This is a genomic window from Amycolatopsis sp. NPDC004169 (assembly GCF_040610315.1).
Taxonomy (GTDB): Bacteria; Actinomycetota; Actinomycetes; order Mycobacteriales; family Pseudonocardiaceae; genus Amycolatopsis.
Map to the genome: position 1 here is coordinate 252084 of NZ_JBEXMD010000002.1, position 15578 is coordinate 267661.

Annotated in this window: 16 protein-coding genes; 9 read left to right on the top strand and 7 right to left on the bottom strand. The window is 71.8% G+C overall.

Annotated features, from left to right (window positions below; genetic code table 11):
- The first annotated feature begins 22 nt into the window (after positions 1 to 22).
- The gene (locus ABZX11_RS03845; protein WP_176172185.1) at positions 23 to 460 is read left to right on the top strand and encodes a VOC family protein; all 438 of its coding nucleotides are present in this window, start codon (positions 23 to 25) and stop codon (positions 458 to 460) included.
- 4 nt (positions 461 to 464) lie between these two features.
- Here ABZX11_RS03845 and ABZX11_RS03850 read toward each other — a convergent pair whose 3' ends face one another.
- Positions 465 to 1286 (bottom strand): SDR family NAD(P)-dependent oxidoreductase, encoded by an 822-nt coding sequence (locus tag ABZX11_RS03850; RefSeq protein ID WP_354909610.1) that lies wholly within the window; start codon positions 1284 to 1286, stop codon positions 465 to 467.
- A 71-nt stretch (positions 1287 to 1357) separates the two neighbouring features.
- On the opposite strand from ABZX11_RS03850, the gene ABZX11_RS03855 reads away from it, so the two are divergent.
- Both ABZX11_RS03855 and ABZX11_RS03860 read left to right on the top strand, forming a co-directional pair.
- Positions 1358 to 2263, top strand: a complete 906-nt coding sequence (locus ABZX11_RS03855; RefSeq protein WP_354909851.1) for a LysR family transcriptional regulator — start codon at positions 1358 to 1360, stop codon at positions 2261 to 2263.
- A gap of 83 nt (positions 2264 to 2346) precedes the next feature.
- On the top strand, positions 2347 to 3201 hold the full coding sequence (locus ABZX11_RS03860; RefSeq protein ID WP_354909613.1) for a sigma-70 family RNA polymerase sigma factor: 855 nt from the start codon (positions 2347 to 2349) through the stop codon (positions 3199 to 3201).
- On the opposite strand, the gene ABZX11_RS03865 is transcribed toward ABZX11_RS03860, so the two are convergent.
- Positions 3198 to 3824, bottom strand: a complete 627-nt coding sequence (locus ABZX11_RS03865; RefSeq protein ID WP_354909616.1) for a (2Fe-2S)-binding protein — start codon at positions 3822 to 3824, stop codon at positions 3198 to 3200. The two genes, ABZX11_RS03860 and ABZX11_RS03865, sit on opposite strands and share 4 nt — an antisense overlap.
- 4 nt (positions 3825 to 3828) lie before the next feature.
- Entirely contained in the window at positions 3829 to 4692 is an 864-nt protein-coding gene (locus tag ABZX11_RS03870; RefSeq protein WP_354909618.1) for a putative RNA methyltransferase, read from the bottom strand.
- Positions 4693 to 4866: 174 nt separating this feature from the next.
- On the opposite strand from ABZX11_RS03870, the gene ABZX11_RS03875 reads away from it, so the two are divergent.
- From ABZX11_RS03875 to ABZX11_RS03885, 3 genes are read left to right on the top strand one after another with little or no spacing between them, the layout of a single operon-like run.
- Positions 4867 to 6252, top strand: a complete 1386-nt coding sequence (locus ABZX11_RS03875; RefSeq protein ID WP_162146240.1) for an ammonium transporter — start codon at positions 4867 to 4869, stop codon at positions 6250 to 6252.
- Positions 6249 to 6587 carry a P-II family nitrogen regulator gene (locus ABZX11_RS03880; protein ID WP_354909621.1) on the top strand — a complete coding sequence of 113 codons (339 nt, stop codon included), beginning with the start codon at positions 6249 to 6251 and terminating at the stop codon, positions 6585 to 6587. Before ABZX11_RS03875 ends, ABZX11_RS03880 begins: the two co-directional genes overlap by 4 nt.
- Positions 6588 to 6597: 10 nt before the next feature.
- The gene (locus ABZX11_RS03885; RefSeq protein ID WP_176172179.1) at positions 6598 to 8907 is read left to right on the top strand and encodes a [protein-PII] uridylyltransferase; all 2310 of its coding nucleotides are present in this window, start codon (positions 6598 to 6600) and stop codon (positions 8905 to 8907) included.
- A 64-nt stretch (positions 8908 to 8971) separates the two neighbouring features.
- On the opposite strand, the gene ABZX11_RS03890 is transcribed toward ABZX11_RS03885, so the two are convergent.
- The 3 genes from ABZX11_RS03890 to ABZX11_RS03900 form a co-directional block, all read right to left on the bottom strand.
- The gene (locus ABZX11_RS03890) at positions 8972 to 10276 is read right to left on the bottom strand and encodes a GGDEF domain-containing protein (protein ID WP_354909854.1); all 1305 of its coding nucleotides are present in this window, start codon (positions 10274 to 10276) and stop codon (positions 8972 to 8974) included.
- A 706-nt stretch (positions 10277 to 10982) separates the two neighbouring features.
- Complete coding sequence (locus ABZX11_RS03895) at positions 10983 to 11735, bottom strand: glucose 1-dehydrogenase (RefSeq protein WP_354909624.1); 753 nt, start codon at positions 11733 to 11735, stop codon at positions 10983 to 10985.
- A gap of 23 nt (positions 11736 to 11758) precedes the next feature.
- On the bottom strand, positions 11759 to 12346 hold the full coding sequence (locus ABZX11_RS03900) for a TetR/AcrR family transcriptional regulator (protein WP_354909626.1): 588 nt from the start codon (positions 12344 to 12346) through the stop codon (positions 11759 to 11761).
- A 121-nt stretch (positions 12347 to 12467) separates the two neighbouring features.
- Between ABZX11_RS03900 and ABZX11_RS03905 the strand changes: the two genes are divergently transcribed.
- The 3 genes from ABZX11_RS03905 (at position 12468) to ABZX11_RS03915 (ending at position 15087) form a co-directional block, all read left to right on the top strand.
- Positions 12468 to 12830 (top strand): hypothetical protein, encoded by a 363-nt coding sequence (locus ABZX11_RS03905; RefSeq protein WP_013223841.1) that lies wholly within the window; start codon positions 12468 to 12470, stop codon positions 12828 to 12830.
- A 53-nt stretch (positions 12831 to 12883) separates the two neighbouring features.
- On the top strand, positions 12884 to 13756 hold the full coding sequence (locus ABZX11_RS03910; RefSeq protein WP_354909629.1) for a Ku protein: 873 nt from the start codon (positions 12884 to 12886) through the stop codon (positions 13754 to 13756).
- A 335-nt stretch (positions 13757 to 14091) separates the two neighbouring features.
- Positions 14092 to 15087 carry a hypothetical protein gene (locus tag ABZX11_RS03915; protein WP_354909631.1) on the top strand — a complete coding sequence of 332 codons (996 nt, stop codon included), beginning with the start codon at positions 14092 to 14094 and terminating at the stop codon, positions 15085 to 15087.
- Between the two features lie 2 nt (positions 15088 to 15089).
- On the opposite strand, the gene ABZX11_RS03920 is transcribed toward ABZX11_RS03915, so the two are convergent.
- Complete coding sequence (locus ABZX11_RS03920) at positions 15090 to 15569, bottom strand: MarR family transcriptional regulator (protein WP_176172175.1); 480 nt, start codon at positions 15567 to 15569, stop codon at positions 15090 to 15092.
- Positions 15570 to 15578 lie beyond the last annotated feature (9 nt).

Below are 15578 nucleotides of genomic sequence, written 5' to 3' on the forward strand. Positions count from 1 at the left end.
GGGCGCGGCTACGCTCCACCCCGTGACGGTGCGCTGGAGCGTGACGATCGACTGCGCGGACCCCCGCGCGCTGGCGAGGTTCTGGGCGGTGGCCCTCGGCTACATCGAACGCCCGCCCCCGGCGGGGTTCGCGAGCTGGGAGGCGTGGTTCGAGCAGAACGGCGTCCCCGAGCAGGAGTGGGACGACGGCGCGTACCTGACCGATCCGGAGGGTGTCCTGCCGAGCCTGAGCTTCCTCAAGGTCCCCGAGGCGAAGGTGGCGAAGAACCGCGTCCACCTGGACGTCCAGGCCGGTGGCGGCCGCGAGGTGCCGTGGGAGACACGCTGGGAGCGGGTCGTCGAGGCGATCGCCCGGCTGACCGCCGCGGGCGCGACCGTCCTGCACGAGCACCGGCTGGACGGCCGCCCCGACCACTTCGTGCTGGCGGATCCGGAAGGCAACGAGTTCTGCGTCCTCTGACAGGTCAGGCCCCCGTCCACGGCAGGACGCGGCCGAACCGGACCAGCTCGCCGTAGGTCGCCGGATCGACGTCGGCGAACACCAGGTCCAGCACCGCCCGCGCGGCCTCGTCGGGCGTCTGGGCCTGGCTGAAGTCGCTGAACCACGGCCGGGACGCCCGCGTGTCGATCAGGCCCGGGCAGACCGCCGCGACCAGGGTGCCGTCGGCGAGGTCGTGGTCCCGGCGCTCGGCCGCCACCGCGCGCACGGCCGCGACCTGGGCGACCTTCGACGGGATGTTGATCCACTCCGGCCAGCCCTGCGCGGCGGCCGTGCCGTCGTGGATCGCCGCGCGCCAGTCCTCGACCGCCTTCTCGACGTCGTCCAGGGAGACGCCGTCGAAGCGCGGCCGCAGCGGCTCGGGCAGGTGGTCGAGGGTGCCCAGCGAGCTGGCCACGACGAGCAGCCGCCCGCCCGGCCGCAGGACCGGACCGAACGACCGCAGTACCGCGTGGGTGCCGCCGTTGGCGACGTCGAGGAAGACGTCGGCCTGCTCGGCCTGCGGGCGGCCGGGATCGAGCGGGCCGACGGCGTTGGAGAGCACGATGTCGGCCGGCTCGGCGAAGCGGGCCACCGCGGCCGCGTCGGAGACGTCGAGGACGCGCCCTTCGACCCGGCTGCGCGTCGCCGGATCGGCGGCGACCTCGGCGGCCGCGGCGGCCACCCGCCCGGCGTCGCGGCCGGTGAGCAGGACGAGGTCTTCGGGAGCGAGCCGGGCGGCGAGCCCGCGGACGAGGGCGAAGCCGAGGCCCTGGTTGGCCCCGGTCACTACCGCGATACGTGTCATACCGGCCACGCTAGGTCCGCCGCAGCCATGCGAAAAGCGAGAATTGAGCAAGCCTGGTATGCGTGAACGTCATGGACTTCGGTGACGTCTCCCTGGTCGCCCTGCGCGTGTTCCGCGAGGTCGCCGAGCGCGGCACGCTGACCGCGGCCGCGACGGCGCTGGGCTACACGCAGTCGGCGGTCTCCCGGCAGATCGCGTCCCTCGAACGGGTGGCGCGGACGCCCGTGCTGGAGCGCCACCCCGGCGGCGTCCGCCTCACCGCCGCCGGGGCGGTCGTGCTGCGCCGGGCCATCGCGGTGCTCGGCGAGATCGACGCCGCCGGGCGCGAGCTGGCCGGGCTGCCCGCCGAAGCCGGGACGGTCCGCCTCGGCTGGTTCCCCAGCGCGGGCGCGGTGCTGGTGCCCCGCGCCGTCGCCGAACTGCGGCGCACGCACGCGGGGGTCACCGTCGCCACCCGGGAGGGCACGACGCCGGTCCTCGTCCGGGCGCTGCGGGCGGGCACGCTCGACCTCGCCGTGCTCGGCTCGGTCCCGCCGTTCCGCCCGCCGGACGCCGAGACGCCGGCGCTGCACCTGGAGACGCTGGCCGAGCGCAACCTCCGCCTCGCCGTGCCGTCCGGGCACCCGCTGGCCGGCGCCGGCCCGGTCGACGTCGCCGACCTGCGCGGGCAGCGCTGGATCGCCGGGCCGTCGGCGGGGGAGGAGACGCTGATGGGCGTCTGGCCGGGGCTGGACGAGCGGCCCGAGATCGCCCACACGGCCCGCGACTGGCTGGCGAAGCTGAACCTGGTCGCCGCCGGCTGCGGGCTGACGACGCTGCCGGCGTCGCTGACCGAGGCGGTGCCGCCGGGGGTGCGGGTGCTGGACGTGCGCGGTGGCCCGGCCGAGCGGCGGCGGGTGGTGCTGGCGCGGCTGCCGGGTCCGGTGTCCGAGCCGGCGGCCCTGCTCGCCGACGTCCTGCGCCGCGCGGCCGGATGACCGAGATCACGTCCGTTCCGGTCACACCGGCGGCCGCCACGGGGTCTACTCCTACGACCGGCGAACGGAAGGAACAGGACACGGTGGACGCGCTGACCGAGCGGTTCGAGCTGGAGCGCCCGCGGCTGCGGGCGGTCGCCTACCGCATGCTGGGCTCGGCGGCCGAAGCCGACGACGCCGTCCAGGAGGCGTGGCTGCGGTTCCACCGCACCGACACGACCGGGATCGACAACCTCCCGGCCTGGCTGACCACCGTGGTCGCCCGGGTGTGCCTGTCCCTGCTGCGCACGCGCCGCAACCACCGCGAGGAGCCCCTGGACACCCGTCCCGAGCCGGACGACGACCGCCGCGACCCCGAGCAGGAGGCGGAGCTGGCCGACACCGTCGGGCTGGCCCTGCTGGTCGTCCTCGACGCGCTGGGGCCGGCCGAGCGCGTCGCCTTCGTGCTGCACGACATGTTCGCCGTGCCGTTCGACGAGATCGCGCCGGTGCTCGGCAAGACCCCGGCCGCCACCCGGCAGCTCGCCAGCCGGGCGCGCCGCCGGGTGCAGGGCGGCACCGCGGCGGACGCGGACCTGCCCCGGCGGCGGAAGGTCGTCGAAGCGTTCCTGGCGGCGTCGCGCGGCGGCGACTTCGAAGCGCTCCTGGCCCTGCTCGACCCGGACGTCGTGCTGCACGCCGACCGGTTCGTCGGCCCGAGCCCGGCGCCGATCGAGCTCCGCGGCGTCGAGAGCGTGCGCCGCGGCGCGATCCTGGCGTCCGAGCGGGCCCGGGCCAGCGAACTCGTCCTGGTCGACGGCGTCCCCGGCCTGGTCATGGTGCGCGACGGGCGGGCGGCGGTCGTGCTGGCGTTCCGCGTCGACGACGACCGCGTCACCGGCATCGACGTCATCGCCGACCCGGAGCGGCTCGCCGCGCTGGAGCTGGCGATCCTCTAACCCAGGGCGGCGCGAAGCCGGGCTTCGCGCTCTTCGGGCGTCTGACGCGGGCAGCTGACGCACTTGGGGTTGCCGACTTCGTAGATCAGGCAGCACGAAGCACGGCGTACGGCGGGGGTGCGGCCGACGCGGACGAAGCGCGGCTTCGGCAGGCCCAGTCCGATCGCTTCGACCAGGGGCTCGGCGAGCGCCATCGCGCGCTCCGGATCGGGTGTCCACAGCAGCCGGTTGGCGATCGAGTCGGTGGCGATCGCCCCGAGCGCCCGCTCCCGGGCCCCGCAGACCGCGGCGATGGTGGTGATCGCGGTGCCGAGCGCGGTGGCGAGGGCGGCGCCCACCTCCGGGAGGCCGCCGTCGAGCCGCCGGGTGGACCGCGCGCCGAGGAACCGCCCGTCGGCCACGAGGTCGAGCTCCACGGCGTCCAGCGAGGGGTCGACCGGCGTCCCGGCCACCAGGCCTTCGATCGCCGGCGCCACGAGGACCGACGAGAGCGAGTACCACCAGATCGTGCCGAGCACCTCGGGCCGCGCGCAGCCGTACAGCTTCGCCGCGCCGCCGATGCGGGCCCGGACCCACTCCGCGTCCGCGAGCCGGGTCGCGGACGCGGTCCAGTCGGGCTTCACCGGTTCACCGTTCCAGATCCGGGCGCCGCCGGTACGTCGAGACGGTGAACGAGATCGTGACGACCTGCGGCTCCCGCACCGCGTCCAGGCGCTCCCGGCGGCCGTCGCGGTCCAGGTGGAACCCGGCCGGGCCCATCTCGACCGCCTGGCGCACCTGCCGCGGCGTCAGCTCCACCTCGCGCCGGACCGCCGTGCGGCCGGTGCGCGTGAAGTACTCGCCGAGGGTGGCGTCCAGTCGCTCGTCTTTGCGCTCGTCGACGGCCAGGACGAGGTCTCCCAGCTCGCGCAGGTGGTCCGGCGCCGGCGCGGCGACGACCAGCAGGCCGCCGGACCGCAGCACGCGGTGGAACTCCGGCCCGTTGCGCGGGGCGAAGACGTTCAGCACGACCGACGCCACGCCGTCGCCGACCGGCCACGGCTCCCACAGGTTCCACACCGCCGCGCCCAGCCGCGGGTGGGCGCGCGCCGCCCGCCGCAGGGCGACCGCCGAGACGTCCAGCGCGAGGCCGAACGCCTCCGCCGTCTCGAGCACTCGGGCGAGGTAGTACCCGGTGCCCGCTCCCGCGTCGACGACGAGGCCGTCGGCGTCCGCGCAGACGCGGGCCAGCTCGTCGGCGAGGGGCGCGTAGGCACCCGACGCGAGGAAGTCGGCACGGGCCGCGACCATCGGGGCGGTGTCCGCCGTTCCGGCCGGGATTCGCGCGTGCAACAGGTTCACGTAACCCTGCCGAGCTAGATCGAAAGAGTGGCCGTTATCGCAACGCAGCGTGCGTCCCGCTGCGCCGATCGGGTCGCCGCACACCGAACACCGCAGTGCCGCGACGACCGGGGGTGGCAGTGGGTCATTCCCGTGACCGGCGGCTGTCATGGAGGTATTCGACCACGACGTTTCGCAACCGGACACCTGAGGAGGGTGTCCGGGAAACCTGGCCGTAACAACCGGGCGCGGACAGTTCACGCGGGTGAAACCTCACGCGCCGCCCCGTGAAACACCGCGAGCCAAAACTGCCAACGCACGAACCCAGGGCACGGGAGGACGATTGTGCTGAACGCAGGAGACACCGCGTGGGTATTGGCCAGCGCCGCGCTGGTCATGCTCATGACCCCAGGACTGGCGTTCTTCTATGGCGGCATGGTCCGCGCGAAGAGCGTCCTGAACATGCTGATGATGAACTTCATCGCGTTGGCCGTCGTGGGGGTGCTGTGGGCCCTGTACGGCTTCTCGATGTCCTTCGGCGACGACGCCTTCGGCGGCTTCGTCGGTAACTTCCACTTCGCCGGCCTCGAAAACACCTTCGGCAAGCTCGCCGGGTTCGCGGTCGCCGCCACCGACACCTCGCCCGCCGTCGCGTGGCCGGGCTCGGACGCGCTGCCGGTGCTCGCCTTCGTGATGTTCCAGCTGATGTTCGCGATCATCACGCCCGCGCTGATCTCCGGCGCCATCGCCGACCGCGCGAAGTTCTGGGGCTGGACGCTCTTCGTCGTCATCTGGGTGACGGTCGTGTACTTCCCGGTCGCGCACTGGGTGTTCTCCTTCAACGGCTTCGTCGGCGAGAACGCGGTCGGCGGCTGGATCGCCAACAACCTCAAGGCACTCGACTTCGCCGGTGGTACCGCGGTCCACATCAACGCCGGTGCCGCGGGTCTCGCGCTGGCGATCGTGCTCGGCAAGCGCAAGGGCTGGCCGAAGGACACCGGGCGTCCGCACAACGTGCCGTTCGTGCTCCTCGGCGCCTCGCTGCTGTGGTTCGGCTGGTACGGCTTCAACGCCGGTTCGGCGCTGGCCGCCAACGACCTCGCCGCCGTCGCGTTCACCAACACCACCGTCGCCACCGCCGCGGCCGTCCTCGGCTGGCTGCTGATCGAGCAGATCAAGTTCGGCAAGCCGACCACCCTCGGCGCGGCCTCCGGCGCGGTCGCCGGCCTGGTGGCCATCACCCCGGCGTGTGGTTTCGTGAGCCCGCTCGGGGCCATCGCGATCGGCCTCATCGCCGGTGCGCTCTGCGCGCTCGCCATCTCGCTCAAGTTCAAGTTCGGCTTCGACGACTCCCTCGACGTCGTCGGCGTCCACCTGGTCGGCGGTATCGTCGGCACGCTGCTGATCGGCTTCTTCGGCACCACGAGCGTCAACTCGCTGGGCGCGGACGGCCTGTTCTACGGCGGCGGGTTCACCCAGCTGGGTCGTCAGGCCGCGGCTGCCGGTGCGGTGCTCGCGTACTCCTTCGTGCTGTCCTTCATCATCGGCTTCGTGATCAAGAAGGCCGGCGGCTTCCGCGTCAGCACCGAGGACGAGGTCAGCGGCATCGACGAAGCGCAGCACGCGGAAAGCGCCTACGACTTCACCGGGACGGGCGGCGGCCTCGGCTCGCCGAACACCATTCCGGTCAAGTCCACCCCGGCCGCGAAACTCGAGGAGAGCAAGGCATGAAGCTCATCACGGCGATTGTCAAGCCGTTCACGCTGGACGACGTCCGCTCCGCGCTGGAGCAGCTGGGCGTGCTGGGCATGACGGTCAGCGAGGTCCAGGGCTACGGCAGGCAGAAGGGCCACACCGAGGTCTACCGCGGCGCGGAGTACTCGGTGGACTTCGTGGCCAAATTGAAGATCGAGGTCGTCACCGACGACGCAGGAGTGGAGAAGGTGCTCGACGCCATCACCACGGCCGCGCACACCGGCAAGATCGGTGACGGCAAAGTGTGGGTGACCCCGGTCGAGACGGTGATCCGCGTACGGACCGGCGAGCGCGGCACGGACGCTCTCTAGGGCGTACGGGATGGCCGACGGGGGCGAACTGGTCAAGGCCACCGAGCGGTTGCTCGAGGGCAGGCACGGGAGACTGGGGGCGTCCGCACTGCGGGCGGCCCTGGTCGACCTCTACGAGTTCTGGCTGAGCAGGGGAGCCTCGGCGGCCGGCGTCGACACCGCGGAACCGGGTGTCGCGCTGGTCGCCGTGGGCGGGCTCGGCCGCCGGGAGCTGGTGCCGTTCTCCGATCTCGACCTGCTGCTGGTGCACAACGGCAACAGCGGCGTCGGCGAGATCGCGGACGCGCTCTGGTATCCCTTGTGGGATGCGAAAGTCGGGCTCGACCACTCGGTCCGCACGCCGGGTGAGGCCCTGAAGGTCGCTTCGGAAGACCTGCGCGTGGCCATGGGCCTGCTCGACGCCCGGCACCTCGCCGGGGACGCCGAGCTGACCGGCCGCCTGGCGTCCGCGGCGCGGGACCAGTGGCGGCGCACGGCGCGCAAGCAGATCCCGGAAATGACGGCGGCGGTCCGGCAGCGCTGGTCCCGCAGCGGCGAAATCGCGCAGTCCGCCGAACCGGACCTCAAGCACGGCCGGGGCGGGCTGCGGGACTTCGCCGTCCTGGAGGCCCTCGCCGCGGCGCAGCTCACCGCGCGCCCTGGCGAGGAACTCCTGGAAGCGAAGGGGCTCCTGCTCGACGTCCGCACCGAGCTGCGGCGTGAAATCCGGCGTGAACGGGACATCCTGTCGGCGCCGGAAGCCGACCTGGTGGCCGCCGAGCTCGGCTTCGGCGACCGGTTCACGCTGGCCCGCAAGCTTTCCGGAGCGGGTCGCACGATCGCGTACGCGCTGGACGTGGCCCTGCGGTCCACTGTGGACCCGCCGCGGGCCCGGTTCGGGCGGCGTCCCGCCCGGACGCCGCTGGCGGAAAACGTGGTGCTGCACGGCAACGAGGTGGCATTGGCCCGCGACGCGGTCCCGGCGAAGGACCCGGCGCTGCTGCTGCGGGTGGCGGCGGCGTCGGCCCGCACGGGCAAGCCGATCGCGCTCGGCACGCTGAAGGCGCTGGCCGAGTCGGCACCGGAGCTGCGTGCCCCGTGGCCGGCCGAGGCGCTGAACGCGCTGGTCGAGTTGCTGGGCGCGGGCGAGGGCCTGGTCGACGCGGTCGAGTCCCTCGACCGGACGGGGCTGTGGTCCCGGCTGTTCCCGGAGTGGGGCGCGGTCCGCGACCTGCCGCCGCGCTCGCCGGTGCACCAGTGGACGGTCGACCGGCACCTGATCCGCACCTGCGTCGAGGCGGCCAAGCTGACGACCACGGTGCCGCGACCGGACCTGCTGCTGATCGGCGCGCTGCTGCACGACATCGGCAAGGGCCGCGAAGCGGACCACTCGGAGCTGGGCGCCAAGATCTCGGCCCAGGTCGCGACCAGGCTCGGACTGTCCACAGCAGACGCGGCCACGGTGTCGGCGATGGTCCGCCACCACCTCCTGCTGCCCCACACGGCCACGCGACGCGACATCAGCGAGCCGGCCACGGTGGCCAGGGTGGTGAAGACGCTGGACAGCGACCTCGTTTTGGTCGAGCTGCTGCACGCCCTGACCCAGGCCGACTCGCTGGCAACCGGGCCCGGCGTCTGGACGGACTGGAAGGCCCGCTTGCTGGCCGAGCTGGCCGCGGGCTGCGAAGAAGTGCTGCGCGGCAAGGGTTTCACGGCGCCGACCCCGATGGATGACGAGCAGCGTGAGCTCGTGGCCGCGGCGGTGGCGTCGGGAACGGGGGAAATCCGGATCAGTGCGCAGGGCAAGGTGGTCACGGTCCTGCTGGCGGTCCCGGCCCGGGCAGAGCTACTGGCCCCGGCGGCGGGCGTCCTGGCGTTGAACAGCTTGGAGGTCCACTCGGCGGTCCTGCGAGGCCACAACGGCGGCCGGGCGGGGGTGTTCACGGCGTCGCCGAAGTTCGGCTCCCTGCCGGACGCAACGCTGCTGCGCGAGCAGTTCGCCAGGGCGGTGGCGGGAACGCTACCGCTGACCCAGCGCCTGGCGGCGAAGGAGCGCGACTACGGATCGCCGGCCCCGGTGGCCCCGAAGGTGCTGTGGTTCGACGACGAGACAACGGGCCCGGACACGGTGGTGCTGGAGCTGCGCGCGGCCGACCGGATCGGGCTGCTGTTCCGCGTGGCAGGGGCGTTGCGCAGGTGCGACGCGGAGGTCCGGTGGGCGAAGGCGTCGACGTTGGGCGGAGCGGTGGTGGACTCGTTCGCGGTGACACCGAGAAGCGGACGTATCGAACCGGGCTGGCGCCGCGAGGTGGAACAGGCGGTGCTGGCCGCAGCGTCCTGAGGGACGGGTTGTTCGAAGCTGCGGGAGCCCGCAGCTTCGAACGGCGGCTGGAACCGGCGGCGTCCTAGGCGATCGCCGTGCCGTCGACCACCTGGTTGCGGCCTGCGTCCTTGGCTCGGTACAGGGCCTTGTCCGCGGCCTGCAGCAGGCGGTCGACGGCCGTTCCGCCGTCCGGGTAGGTGGCGACGCCGATCGACGCGGACAGGCCGTCGATTGCGCGGATCGTGGTGCCGTCCTCGTACTCGACGCGCAGGGCCTCGATCGCCGAGCGGATGCGCTCGGCCACCGCCAGCACCGCCGCCGGGCCGATGTCCGGGAGCAGGACGACGAACTCCTCGCCGCCGAAGCGGCCGACCGAGTCGTAGTCGCGGACCGCGCTCTTGATCGTCGCCGCGACCGCGCGCAGGACCGTGTCGCCCGCGAGGTGGCCGTGCTCGTCGTTGATCAGCTTGAAGTAGTCCAGGTCGATCATCAGCACGCCGAACGTGCTGCGCGTGCTCCGCTGGGCGCGCGCCAGTTCGCGTGACGCGAGCAGGTGCCACCCGGTCGTGTTGAACAGGCCGGTCTTCTCGTCGGTCGTCGCGGCGATCTCCAGCTGCTTGATCAGCACCGCCCGGTGCAGCACGAGCAGCGGCGGCACGATCGCGACGGCGAGCGCCGGCAGCGTCGCCAGTGTCAACGCCGTGAGCAGGCCCAGGCAGAGCGTCGCGACCTCGAGGAGGTTGTCGCCGAGCCCGCCGAAGAACGCCTTGACCGTGCGTTTCGTGATGGTCAGCGCCGGGACGATGGTGATCGCCGCGACCAGGAAGTACGTCACCGCGGCCAGCGTGATGGCCGTGACGCCGCGCCAGCCGGCGGTCAGCGCCGCGTACATGTCCGGGATGCCGAGGCGGGTGAGGACGAACTCGGCCGAGTAGCAGGTGATGACGACCAGCGTCGCGTTCAGCGTGGTCCGGAACGGCGGGACGCGCTTGATCCGCGCGAGGCTGCGCGTCGCCAGGTGCGTGTAGAGCACGGCGATCAGCGCGGTGACCAGCGCGGGCGGCAGGAGCAGCACGCCGGCGAACGTCCAGACCGACGTCAGGTTGATGTGCGGGGTGTCGGACACCAGACGTCGGACGCGTTCGATCTTCCGGCCCAGCTCGGCCTGCAGCACGCCGAGCCCCGCGAGCACCCCGAAGACGGCGAGGTCCCACCCGCGCAGGGGAGTTTCGACGGCCGTCCAGCCGGTGGCGACCAGCGCGACCGACTCGACGAGGAAGCAGTAGAAGATCAGCGGCCCGCGCTGCTGCCAGAGCGTCCAGTGAGCAGGGTTCAGCGCCCCACGGATCCGTCCCGCGCGGGGTTGGGCCGGACGGGCGCCGTCCATACTCAAGGCGGTGCAACTCCCCTGGGTGATCCGACGATCCGCATCCACCCCACCACACCGGGCGGCCGCGATCGATGATTGCCACACGTTCGGAGCAGTGAAGGGAGGCCGCCGCCATGCGCAACCGCGAGTCCTGAGGCCCCCGAGTCCCGAAGTCCGCGCGAACCGCCGGAGGGAGGCCGTCATGCGCAACCGCGAGTCCTGAGTCCGTGCTCCCCGTTCACCTGCGCGTGGAAGGAGACCGCTGTGCGTAACCGCGAGTCGTGAGTCGCTGTGTCCCGTCCACCGGCGCTCGGAAGGAGGCCGTCGTGCGCAATCGCGAGTCCTGAGCCCAGTAACCCCTCTCATCCGCGCTCGGAAGGAGACCGCTGTGCGCAATCGCGAGTCCTGAACCCGTGCCCCCTTGCTCACCTGCGCCTGGAAGGAGGCCGCTGTGCGTAATCGCGAGTGCTGAGCCGCTGTGGCCCGTTCATCCGCATCCGGAAGGAGAGCGCCGTGCGTAACCGCGAGTCCTGAACCGTCGACCGGCTGTCCGTCCGCGCGCCGGAAGGAGACGTGCCGTGCGCAACCGCGAGTCCTGAGCCCCAGCCGTGCACCGTCCGTTCCCGCCCGAGAGAGGAATCGTCACCATGCGCAACCGTGAGTCGTGAATTCGCGCCGGAGGAAGATCCGGCCCGCCCTCATCCGCGGGCCCGGGTGGGGCCGCTCAAGCGGTCGCGCCGCCGTCGACCACCAGGTCGTGCCCCACGGTGAACGCGGCTTCGTCCGAAGCCAGCCACAGCACCGCGGCGGCCACTTCGGCGGTGGCACCCACCCGGCCCAGCGGGATCGCGCCCTTCAGCCGTGCGGCCCGGTCGGCGTCCGTCTCGCCGGGACGACGGGACATGTCCGTGTCGGTCGCGCCCGGGCTGACGGCGTTGATCCGCACCCCCTCGGCGATGTGGTCGCGCGCCGCCGTCCTGGTCAGCGCGCTCACCGCGGCCTTCGATGCCGCGTAGGCCGCCATGTTCGGCAGCCGCCCGTGCGCGCCGATGTTCGACGCCATGTTGACGATCGTGCCGCCGCCGTGCGCCCGCATGTGCGCGACCTCGTGCTTGAGGCACAGCCACGTCCCGGTGACGTTCGTGCCCAGCACCGCGCCGAAGTCGTCTTCGTCGAGATCCGCGGCCGCCGCCGGCGAGCCGAGGATGCCCGCGTTGTTGAACGCGACGTCCAGCCCGCCGTGCCGCGCGACGACCGTTTCCACCATCCGCGCTACGTCCGCGGAGTCGGTCACGTCGACCGTCACCGCGCTCGCGTCACCGCCGATTTCCGCGACCGCGGATGCCAGTCGCTGCTCGTCCCGCCCGGCGACCACCACCGTGGCGCCTTCGCCGGCGAACGCTCGCGCCGTCGCCCGCCCGATGCCCGAGCCGCCGCCCGTCACCAGGACGACCTTGCCCGCAAAACGTGCCCCCATCGTGTACCTTCTTTCTGGTCCGATCAGTCTTGAATGAGCAGGCGCATGGCCTGCGAGACGGCCGCGTGCACCCGGCTCGCGGCGTCGGTGCCCTTGCCGAGGACCCGTAGTCCCTGAAGCACGGTGAGCAGGAAACGCGCCAGCGTCGCCGGGTCGCTGCCGTCCGGGAGCTCGCCTTGGGCCTTCGCGCGCTCCAGCGCCATGGTGAGGGCGATCTCGAGGGTGTCCCAGCTGCGTTCCACCAGCCGGGCGACGTCCGGGTCGTGGGGGAGGAGCTCGATTGCCGCGTTGACGACGAAGCAGCCCATTCTCGTTTCGTCGCCGAGGATTTCCGCGGTGTAGCCGTCGAAAAGCCGGCGTACCGCGGCCACCCCCGGGCCCGGTTCCGACAGCTGGGCCATCACCCGCGCGTCGGTTCGCTCCGCGTAGCGTTTCAACGCCGTGACGTAGAGGTCGTGCTTCGTGCCGAAGGTGGCGTACAGGCTGGCCTTGGCAACACCGAGGTGTGTGACGAGGTCGCTGACCGACGTCGCCTCGTACCCCTGGCGCCGGAAGAGCGTGAGCGCGCTGTCGCAGGCTTCGCCGACGTCGAACTCCTTGACCCGGGACATGATCGAAACCCTAGCCGTATCGAGAACGCTCGGTCAAATATGCGGACGGCGGTGTGTCGCGTCCGGTCACGGCGCGTGCGGTGGCACTATGGCTGCTTCGACCGGCCCGAGGGGGTGAGCGATGCAGGATCGGCTGACGCTGCCGCCGACCGTCGTCGCCACCCACCTGCGCTCCTGCGCCGAGGAACTCGCCGCCGGACTGCGCTGCGGCGGCCCGGGCGCGACGACGGCCGAACTCACCGACGTCGTCGCCCAGTTGGTCGCCGGTCAGGAAGCCATCTCCCACGCGCTCGCCGGCCTCGCCGCCCGGGTCGAAGGCGGGTCGGCCGCCCTGGCCGCGGCCCCGCCGCTGGACGTCGAGGTGGTCACCGAAGTGCTCCGCGCGGCCGCGATCGCTTCGCGGTGCTCGGCGGAGGCGCTCGACGAAGTCACGCCGTCGTTCGAATGTGTGAGCGAATCCGTCTCGCCTGACACCCGTTTGTAGCTGTCGATCCGCTGCGGCCGCTGTCTAGCCTGGGAGCTGCGGAGGTGGCACGGATGCGCGCAGTGTGGACGGGCACGATCGGGTTCGGCAGTTACGCCATCCCGGTGAAGGCGTACAGCGCGACCGAGGAGCGCGAGATCCCGCTGCACCAGGTGCACGAGGCCGACGGCGGCCGAATCCGGGTCAAGCGCGTGTGCGAGATCGACGGCGCCGAGGTGCCGCCCGAAGAGATGGTCCGCGGCTACCCCGTCCCCGGTGGCGACGTCGTCCTGCTGTCCGACCACGAGCTCGCCTCCCTCCCGATGCCGGGCCGCACGATCGCCATCCGCGGGTTCGCGCCGGCACCCGACGTCGATCCGCTCTGGTTCGCGAAGAGCTACTACCTCGAACCCGAACCGGCGGGCACGAAGCCGTACGTGCTGTTCAGCGAGGCGCTCCAGCAGTCGGGCCGGCTCGCGCTGGTCACCGTCGCGCTGCGCCGCCGCGAGACGCTCGGCGCGCTGCGCGTCCACGATCAGGTGATCGTGCTGGAGACCATGCGCTGGCCCGACGAGGTGCGCACCCCCGACTTCCCGTTCCGGCACGCCGACGTCGACATCCGCCCCGGCGAGCTGCGGCGCGCGGTGAACCTGGTCGAGGAGCTGACCGGCGAGTTCGACCCCGGCCGGTACCCCGACCGTTACCGCGAGGCGTTCCAGGCGTTGGTCCAGGCGAAGATCGACGGCGCCGAGGTCGTCCAGCCGACGGCCGCCGAGCAGGCGGAGGGCGTCACCCGCCTGTTGGCGGCGCTGCAGGAGAGCGCCGCCGAGGCGGAGGACGCGCGCAACGCGGCCGTGGCGAAGGCCAAGGCGGCGGCTTCGCGAGCCGCGAAGGCGCGTACGACGGCCAAGCGAGCCGCGACGCGCAGCCGCTCGAAGACCTCTTGAGTATTACTACCCACGGGTAATTGAGGGTTCTCACACTCAACTCGCCACCGGGTGGCGCGGCAGACTTCCTCCTGTCAGCGGATACCGGATCGCTGACGAGGGGGGAAGTCCGGACGGCCCCTGGGGAGGTGAGCCGTCCAGACGCCAGGGTTCCGGGGCGGGCCGAAGGAGGAGCGGCCCGTTCCCGGAACCCGTCCCGCACCGCGGGGAGGCGGCGCGGGACACAAAGGGGGTGTCCGAAGGCTGCCGTGGAGGGATCGAGGGGTCTCCACGGCAGCTTTCAGGCGTCCGCGACCAGCGGCCTACACTCATCGCCTCGTTGCTCTGGAGGTTTGGTGACGTCCGCTGTCTACTTGCTCGGGTCTGGTTTCAGCCGCGCCATCAATGAATGCATGCCAACGTTGGCCGGGCTGTCGGAAGCGATCCGGAGTGATCTGGAGTCACGCGGTCTGCCGCCATTGCCGGGGCAAGACACATCCTTGGTGAACGATTTCGAGCAGTGGCTGAGCTACTTGATCGAAGAGCCGCCGTGGTTGTCCGCCGGGCAAAGGTTACGAAACCGCGGTGCGTTCAGCGATGTTGCCGAAAGCCTGCATTCCGTCCTGTCTGCGCTGCAGACACGCGTGCTCGGTGACCAGCCGCCAGCCTGGTTGCTGCAGCTTGTGAGGTACTGGCAAGCGACGGGGACGACGGTCATCACCTTCAACTACGACTTGCTAGTCGAAGCGGTGTGGTTGACCGTAGCTGCGGGCCGCAGCTGGAGTGATCTCTACACAGTCCCGGTTGCCCCAATCGCCTCCCGAGTGGGCGCCGTCCCCTTCGGCGAGGAAAACCCCGGCGGAATGCGTCTGCTGAAGCTCCATGGTTCTCTGAACTGGCGTTACTCGGGCCCATCGAGTCCCGCAGGAGATCAAGTGTTCGATGTCGGGCTCCATCCGTGGGGGCAGGGGGCCTCCACCTTCTACGAGGATGAAGAAACACTCAGCGCTGACAAAGTTCCGTTGATCGTCCCACCGGCAGCGATCAAGAGCCCGTATTACATGAATAACACGATCGGGGCTCTTTGGCGCCAGGCGGCGGAGGCGCTCCGCCGGGCTGATGAGCTCGTGATCATGGGGTTCAGCTTGCCGCCGTCAGACCAGATCGTCAGTGCGATGCTGGCGACTGAGCTGAGTCACGAAGCCACGATCATTCCTGTCGACTTCGGCGATGCGGTCGTAAGGAATTTGAAGCGCATCCTCGACGAGGAGCGGATCGTGACCGATTTCGCCGGACAGGGTGACTCTGCGGTGTCGAACTGGGTCAAGGCCAGGGCGAACCTTCCCGACTGACTTCAGGCGTCCGCGACCCGGATCAGCAGGTCGGCGGCCAGCCGGAGCAGCTGACGCTCGGTCGGCGACAACGTCGATTCGAGCGCGCCGGCCAGCCAGCGCTCGCGTTGGGCGCTGTACCGGCGGAGGACGGCCAGGCCTTCGTCGGTGATGCTGACCCGCGAACGGCGTCCGTCGTCGGGATCCGGGGTCCGCGAGATGTGGCCGCGGAGGTCGAGCGACGCCAGGATCCGGGTGAGCGACTGCGGCTGCAGCCGTTCCGCTTCGGCCAGCTCGGTCGGCGTCTGCGTGCCCGCCCGGTAGAGCCGGCTCAGCACCGCGAGTACCGCCGGCCCGGGGATGTGCCGGTCCGCCTCCGCGCGCATCCGCCAGTTCAGCCGCCCGACGCCTTCGCGCACCCGCCGGGACAGCTCGGCGAGTTCGGCGTCCGCGGTGACCCGCGCGGCGGTCTCGTCAAGGGTCCGGGCCGGTTCGCTCTGCATGGCCCCACA